Genomic DNA, 7,306 nt, shown 5'->3' with positions numbered 1-7,306 from the left:
GATGATCGCGCACCAGGGAGAGGAGGCCGGGGTGATTCTCGACGGCGAGATCGAGATCACCATCGGTGCCCAGACACGGCTGCTGGTGGCAGGCGAGGCGTACTACTTCAACACCAACATACCGCACCGCTTCCGCAATCCCGGCAAGTCGGCCTGCCGTCTGGTCAGCTGCGCCACGCCCGCCAAGACGTTCTGATCGCTCGTGGCAGCCTGCCACGAGCGGCTCGGTTCATGACGGCTTCACGGCGATAGCGACATCCAGACACTCTTGAGCTCGGAGTACTCCTCCAGCGAGTGGTGCGACTTGTCGCGCCCGTTGCCGGACTGCTTGACGCCGCCGAAGGGTACGGTCTGGTCGCCGCCGGCCCAGTTGTTGACGAAGACCTGGCCGGAGTGAAGGCGTCGCGTGACCCGCATGATGCGATCGATGTCCTGGCTCCAGAAGCCAGCCGCCAGCCCATAGTCGCTGTCGTTGGCCATCGCGATCGCCTCCTCCTCGGTATCGAAGCCGAATACCGAAAGCACCGGGCCGAAGATCTCCTCCCGGCCGATGACCATGTCGTCGGTGACACCGTCAAAGACGGTCGGGCCGATGAACAGGCCCGGCCCGTCGAGCGACTTGCCGCCCATGCGCAGCCGCGCCCCTTCTTCCACGCCCTGGCGGATATAGTCCAGCACCCGCTCGTACTGCGTACGGTCGACGATGGCGCCCATGAAGCTGTCGGGATCCAGCGGATCGCCCGGCTGCATCGATTCGGCGGCGGCGAGCAGCTTGTCGACGAAGGCGTCGCGCACGCTGTTTTCCACCAGCAGGCGGGATCCGGCGATGCAGACCTCCCCCTGGTTGTAGAAGATCGCCTCGGCGGCGTGGCGGGCCACCCGGTCCAGATCCTTGCAGTCGGCGAAGACGATGTTCGGGCTCTTGCCGCCACATTCGAGGTACACCCGCTTCAGGTTGGATTGCCCGGCATACTGCAGCAGCTGCTTGCCGACGCCGGTCGAGCCGGTGAAGGCGAGGCAGTTGACCTCCATGGAGAGTGCCAAGGCCTTGCCGACGGTGTGGCCGAAGCCCGGCAGCACCTGGAAGACGCCGCTCGGCAGGCCCGCCTCTCGCGCCAGCGAGGCCAGGTACAGGGCGGAGAGCGGTGACTTCTCGGAGGGCTTGAGAATGACGCTGTTACCCGCGGCGAGGGCGGGGCCGACCTTCCAGGCCGTCATCATCAGCGGGAAATTCCACGGCACGATGGCGGCGACGACCCCCAGCGGTTCGCGCAGCACCAGCGCAAGGGTATCGTCACCGGTCGGCGCCACTTCGCCGTAGAGCTTGTCGATCGACTCGGCCTGGTGGCGGATGCAGCCGATGGCGCCGCTGACATCGCTCTGGGCGCTGTTGATCGGCTTGCCCATGTCCAGCGTGTCGAGCAGGGCCAGCGTATCGCGATGGCTCTCCATCAGCGTGGCCAGGCGCAGCATGACGAGCTTGCGCTCGGTAGGCGCCAGCCGGGCCCAGTCACCGCGTTCGAACGCCGCGCGGGCCACGGTCACGGCCTTGTCGGCGTCGGCGGCATCGCAGCTCGCCACGTCGGCCAGGGTGTCCCCCGTCGCGGGGTTGACCGTGGCGAAGGTCTCGCCGCTTTCGGCCGCCACGAACTCGTCGTCGATGAAGGCGCGTGTCTCCAGATTGGCGGTAACGGCGGCGGCTCTGGCCTGCCAGTCGGCCAGCGTTGGCGTCAGGCTCATGTGAATGTCTCCTTCGTTGCCGAAATGGTGGCCCCTCGGGCCTGCAGCCGGCGTGCCGTTTCATCCAGTGCGGCGGTCGCCAGCGCGATCAGCTCGTCGATCTGCGCCTCGGTGATGACCAGCGGGGGGGAGATGATCATCGTGTCACCCACGGAGCGCATGACCAGTCCGAGCTCGAAACAGACGTCTCGACAGGTCTCGCCGGCCTTGAGGGATTTGTCGAAACGCGCGCCGGTGGCGCCATCGGCCACGATCTCGAGCGCGCCGATCAGCCCCAGCGAGCGTGCCTCGCCAATGAGCGGATGTCGTTCGAGCGCCTTCCAGTGCTTCGCCAGATACGGCCCCGTCACCTGGCGCACCTGCTCGACGACACCTTCGGCTGCCATCAACCTGAGGTTCTCGAGTGCAACGGCGGCACAGGCAGGATGCCCGGAGTAGGTGAAGCCGTGATGGAATTCGCCGCCGTCGTCGATCAGCACCCGGGCGACACGATCGCCGACCAGTACGCCACCGATCGGCAGATAGCCTGATGACAAGCCTTTGGCGACCGACATCAAATCCGGTTCGAGACCGTAGTGGACGCTGCCGAACCACTCGCCCAGGCGACCAAAGCCACAGATGACCTCATCCATGACCAGCAGGATGTCGTAGCGCGACAGCACCTCCTTGATCGCCGGCCAGTAACTCTCCGGCGGGATGATTGCGCCTCCCGCGCCCTGCACCGGCTCGGCGATGAAGGCCGCGACCTTGTCCGGCCCCAGCGCCTGAATGCGCGCCTCCAGGTCGTCGGCGCAGACCCTGCCGAACGCTTCGGGCGACATCTCCCGTCCCTCGTCGAACCAGTACGGCTGGCGGATATGGGCGATGCCCGGCACGCAGGGCCCGCCCTGGGCCTGCATCGGCGCCATGCCGCCCAGGCTCATGCCGGCCACCGTCGAGCCGTGATAGGCGTTGTCGCGGCCGATGACCCACTGCTTGTCGGGCTGACCCTTGAGCGCCCAGTAGCGGCGCACCATGCGTAACACCGTGTCGTTGGCCTCGGAGCCGGAGCCGGTGAAGAACACGCGGTTGATAGGATCCGGCGCCAGGCCGCAGAGGACTTCGGCCAGCTCGGCCGCCGGCGGGTGGGTCGTCTTGAAGAAGCTGTTGTAGTAGGGCAGCTGCTGCAACTGCCGGGTAGCGGCATCGACCAGCTCCTGGCGGCCGTAGCCCAGGTTGACGCACCACAGCCCCGCCATCGCATCCAGGATCTGCCGGCCTTCGTCGTCCTCGATATAGACGCCGTGGGCACCGGTGATGAGGCGACTGCCTTCGTTACCCAGTGCCTTGAAGTCGGTGAAAGGGTGCAGGTAGTGAGCGCGGTCGAGCGCCTTGAGTCTTGCCGCGTCTGACGGTGTCATTGGCGTGGTTCTCATCGTGAAAGCATCTCTAGCGTGCGTTCAGGTGGCATCGCCACGGCAGGCGCTGGCAAACCCCTCGAAGATAGCGGCGTAGAGAGGATGCTCTCTCGGCTGCCACTCGGGGTGCCATTGCACCGCCAGGGTGAAGTTCGGCGCATCGATCACCGACACCGCCTCGATGAGGCCATCCGGGGCAACCGCCTCGACGCGCAGGCCTTCACCCAGACGATCGATGCCTTGTTGATGCAGCGAGTTGACGCTGGCTCGGGGTTCCTGGAAGAGCGCTGCCAGCCGACCGCCGGGTCGAATATCGAGCGAGTGGGTCGGCGAGTACTTTTCCGATCTGTCGCCCTCCGGTTCGCGATGATCGAGTTTGCCTTCCACTTTCTGGACAGCCTGATAGAGGGTCCCGCCGAACGCGACGTTGAACTCCTGGAAGCCACGACAGATGCCGAGCAAGGGCAGGCAACGCTCGAGCGCCAGGGGAATCCATGTCATTGCCGCCGAATCACGGTCACGATCTTCTCGCGTATTCTCGGCAATGCGGTTGGCACCGTAGCGATCCGGTAGGACGTTGGTGTAGCTCCCCGTCAGCACCAGACCGTCGAGGCGGTCCAGCAGCGCCCCGGCGGCACACGTCTCCACGTCCTCCCATACCGGGAGCATGACCGGCTCCAGCCCATAGTCGCGGAGGGTACGCACGTACTTGTCGGTGACCATGTGGGCGGGGTGGCCCTCCACGATGCGGCGGCAGGCAATGACGCCAACCAGAGGTCGAATGGCCATGGAGCCTCCTGTGTCATGGCTAGTGTTATGTTTTGCTCAACATACCGGGGTTCATATTTCTTGCCAAGCCAAAGTGGTCATGATGGCCGCAAGTTAATATTAAATATATGTTTTAAAAGAGTTTATTGTAATTTCTGTCTGCTTTTTCATTTCTTCCAACAGTCATTTGGCGTAAATAATTTGACAACAATCGGCCTCGACGAAAAGATATCGACGATCAAGACAAACGTTCACAGGTGACATCATGTCCACCCTTGCCGCCGACGAGGCGCGTGATTTTCTCGCCCTCCACCCCGAAATAGACAGCATCGACTTGCTGTTGAGCGATCTCAACGGGGTCATGCGAGGTAAGCGTATACCCCGCGGCAATCTCGAAAAGGTCTATCGGGATGGCGTCAGCCTGCCTGGATCGGTCTTTGCGCTCGATATCACCGGAAACACGGTGGAGGAGACCGGGCTCGGCCTCGAGACCGGTGATGGCGACCAAATCTGTCGGTCCATTCCCGGCACCCTCATGCCCACGCCTTGGCTACGCGGGGGAAAGCAGGCGCAGCTGCTGATGGATATGCGTGACGATGAGGGCGGCCCCTTCTTTGCCGATCCGCGTAACGTGCTCGCCCGTCAGATCCGACGCCTGGCGGAGCTCGGATGCAGGGCGGTCGTGGCTCTCGAGCTCGAATTCTACCTGATCGACCGCTCTCGCGATGACCTTGGCATGGCTCAGCCGCCGCGGTCGCCAGCCACCGGTGAACGTGCCACCGAAAGCCAGCTCTACTCGATCAGCGAGCTCGACGAGTACGCCGATTTCCTGGAAGACATTCAGGCGGCGGCGGAAGTTCAGCGATTGCCGCTGGATACCGCGCTCAAGGAGTGCGCACCGGGTCAGTTCGAGATCAATCTCATCCACACCGATGATGTGCTGCATGCCTGCGACAGTGCCGTCCTGCTCAAGCGCCTGATCAAGGGCGTGGCGCTCCGACACGGCTTCGAGGCCACGTTCATGGCCAAGCCTTACGGCGGTCAGGCCGGCAACGGCATGCACGTGCACATGAGCCTGCTCGACGAGTCGGGCCGAAACGTCTTTGCCGCCGAGGACGAGAATCCGCTGGGGACCGACACCCTGCGGCATGCGATCGGCGGGCTCATGACCATGATGCCGGCATCGATGGCGCTGTTCGCGCCCAATCTCAACTCTTTCCGGCGCTTTCAGCCGGGCCTTTACGTGCCCATGACGCCCACCTGGGGTTACGACAACCGTTCGGTGGCGCTGCGCATTCCCTCCGGCAACAACGCGGCGCGCCGGATCGAGCACCGGGTCGCCGGTGCCGATGCCAATCCTTATCTGGTGCTCGCGACGCTGCTGGCCTCCGTGATCCATGGCATCACCCAGCAGGTCTCTCCGGGGGAAGCCGTCACCGGCAACGCTTACGAGCAGTTCGCGCCGACATTGACCAACAGCTGGTCACAATCGCTGGACGTGCTCGAAGCCTCGGACGTGCTGAACGCCGCGCTCGGCGCCGATTTCCTGAAGGTGTTCCTCGCCAATCGCCGCTCCGAACGCGAGGCGGCAATGCAGGCGGTCAGTCGGCTCGAGTACGACTGGTATCTGCGTCACGTCTGATCGCGACCGCTTTTTTCACTGCTACAGGGCCTCGAGATGATAATCACAACTTTCCCTGGTGTTTCCGTTTCCATCGAGTCTTGCAGGGGGCGGTCATGAGTCATACCTCTCCCCATGCCTTTGCCCCGTCCCATCCCGGACGCCGCAGTACCGGGCGAACGCTGGCACTGGTCATCGGGCTGCTCGTCACCATTGCCGTTCTTACTTACCATCACGAATCCGGCACGCCGTTCGGATGGATCAGCCTGGTACCGTCGCTGATCGTGTTGACCGTGGCCATCGTCACCCACCGTACCCTGGAAGCGCTGGCAATCGGTTCGCTGGCCGGTCTGATATTGATCGAGCCCTCCGATTACATTGGCGAGCTCGCTGACATTTCGCTGTCGGTGATGATGAACGAAACCATCGCCTGGTTGATTCTGGTCTGTGGCCTGATGGGCGGCTTCATCGCGATGCTCGAAAAGTCCGGTTGTACGCTGAGCTTCAGCCATTTCATCGGGCGCTTTGTCAGAACGCGGCGCCAATCCTTGATAAGCACCGCCGTGCTGGGTGTGCTGATTTTCATCGACGATTATCTAAACGCCCTGGCAACGCCGGCCGCGATGAAGCGATTGACCGATCGCTTCGGGGTGTCGCGCGAGAAACTCGCCTATATCGTGGATTCTACCGCCGCCCCGGTTTGTGTCCTCGTGCCCTTGTCGACCTGGGCGGTGTATTTCGCCGAGTTGCTGGAGACGAATGGCGCCACGGATGGCTCCGGCATGTGGCTATACATCCAGTCGATCCCGTTCATGCTTTATGGCTGGGTAGCCATGGGTTTGGTGTTTCTGGTCGCGATTGGCATCGTGCCGGATCTCGGGCCGATGAAAGCGGCAGAGGCGCGCGCGAAGGGCGGTCGGCCGATACCCGAAGGCGCTCCTGATTCCCCGCTCGGCGACGAAACGCCACGCGGGAGGGTATGGGTCGGCATGTTCAACTTCGTGGCCCCGATGGCCGTGCTGATCGGTGCCAGCGCCTACTTCGAGATCGATCTTCTCAAGGGCGTCACCGCGGCTACGCTGTTCACCATCGTGCTCTATCTGGTTCAACGCCTGGTGACGTTCCCGGCGCTGATGGATGCCATCATGGATGGCTTTCGTACCATGATGCTGCCACTGGCCATCGTCGCCGTCGGTTTCGTTCTTCGGGACATCAACGATCAGCTCGGCATGACCGAGTTCATGATCGACGGCCTTGCCCCCTACCTGACGCCGGCACTGTTGCCCGCCATCGTCTTTGTCTCGATGGCCGTGGTGGTGTTCGCCACGGGCTCGTCCTGGGGCGTATTCGTGATCTCGATTCCTATCGTGATCCCGATGGCTGCCCACATGGGCGCGCCGATGCCACTGGTGGTGGGCGCTTTGCTGTCGGCGTCGAGCTTCGGTAGCCATGCCTGCTTTTTCTCGGATTCGTCCGTACTGTCGTCCCAGGGCAGTGGCGTATTGCCGATGCAGCACGCCTTGACCCAACTGCCTTACACGATGATCGGGGCAATCGTCACCGCGCTTGGCTTCCTCTTGCTGGGTTGGTGGCTGACCTGATTCGGTAACGTGTCGGCAAGACGACAACGCCCCGGCAGAGCCGGGGCGTTGTCGTTTCGAGATCGATCTTCGCGTGGTCTTTGGCGCTGCCTTCATATCCCGAGCTTGTCGCGAGTCTCGTAGTACCAGGCGCCCATTGCCGACAGCGGCACACGCAGTAGCCTGCCGCCCGGAAAGGG

General features: G+C 63.2%; 6 protein-coding genes. 3 read left to right on the top strand and 3 right to left on the bottom strand.

Annotated features, from left to right (window positions below; all coding sequences use genetic code 11):
* The coding region (locus AC3AYF_RS01385) for a cupin domain-containing protein (RefSeq protein ID WP_487779316.1) at positions 1-196 on the top strand (196 nt) is incomplete at its 5' end.
* A 44-nt stretch (positions 197-240) separates the two neighbouring features.
* Here the strand turns inward: AC3AYF_RS01385 and AC3AYF_RS01380 are convergent.
* From AC3AYF_RS01380 to AC3AYF_RS01370, 3 genes are read right to left on the bottom strand one after another with little or no spacing between them, the layout of a single operon-like run.
* Entirely contained in the window at positions 241-1,740 is a 1,500-nt protein-coding gene (locus AC3AYF_RS01380) for an aldehyde dehydrogenase (protein ID WP_295035814.1), read from the bottom strand.
* Positions 1,737-3,140, bottom strand: coding sequence for an aspartate aminotransferase family protein (locus tag AC3AYF_RS01375; protein ID WP_295035812.1), 1,404 nt, complete (start codon positions 3,138-3,140; stop codon positions 1,737-1,739). Before AC3AYF_RS01375 ends, AC3AYF_RS01380 begins: the two co-directional genes overlap by 4 nt.
* Positions 3,141-3,179: 39 nt before the next feature.
* The gene (locus AC3AYF_RS01370; protein WP_295035811.1) at positions 3,180-3,926 is read right to left on the bottom strand and encodes a gamma-glutamyl-gamma-aminobutyrate hydrolase family protein; all 747 of its coding nucleotides are present in this window, start codon (positions 3,924-3,926) and stop codon (positions 3,180-3,182) included.
* Positions 3,927-4,170: 244 nt separating this feature from the next.
* Between AC3AYF_RS01370 and AC3AYF_RS01365 the strand changes: the two genes are divergently transcribed.
* Together AC3AYF_RS01365 and AC3AYF_RS01360 are read left to right on the top strand one after the other, a co-directional pair.
* A complete protein-coding gene (locus AC3AYF_RS01365; RefSeq protein WP_149436180.1) occupies positions 4,171-5,547 on the top strand; it encodes a glutamine synthetase family protein in 1,377 nt (458 codons plus the stop codon).
* Between the two features lie 95 nt (positions 5,548-5,642).
* Entirely contained in the window at positions 5,643-7,127 is a 1,485-nt protein-coding gene (locus AC3AYF_RS01360; protein WP_295035808.1) for a Na+/H+ antiporter NhaC family protein, read from the top strand.
* The last annotated feature ends 179 nt before the right edge of the window (positions 7,128-7,306 follow it).

Source organism: Salinicola sp. (assembly GCF_982684285.1).
Note: the sequence above shows the minus strand (reverse complement) of the source record. Positions and strands in the feature narration are given on the sequence as shown.

What these genes read in the sequence shown, in the direction of transcription:
- AC3AYF_RS01380 (WP_295035814.1), bottom strand. Translation starts at nt 1,740, where the DNA reads ATGAGCCTGACGCCAACGCTGGCCGACTGGCAGGCCAGAGCCGCCGCC.
- AC3AYF_RS01360 (WP_295035808.1), top strand. Translation starts at nt 5,643, where the DNA reads ATGAGTCATACCTCTCCCCATGCCTTTGCCCCGTCCCATCCCGGACGC.
- AC3AYF_RS01370 (WP_295035811.1), bottom strand. Translation starts at nt 3,926, where the DNA reads ATGGCCATTCGACCTCTGGTTGGCGTCATTGCCTGCCGCCGCATCGTG.
- AC3AYF_RS01375 (WP_295035812.1), bottom strand. Translation starts at nt 3,140, where the DNA reads ATGACACCGTCAGACGCGGCAAGACTCAAGGCGCTCGACCGCGCTCAC.
- AC3AYF_RS01365 (WP_149436180.1), top strand. Translation starts at nt 4,171, where the DNA reads ATGTCCACCCTTGCCGCCGACGAGGCGCGTGATTTTCTCGCCCTCCAC.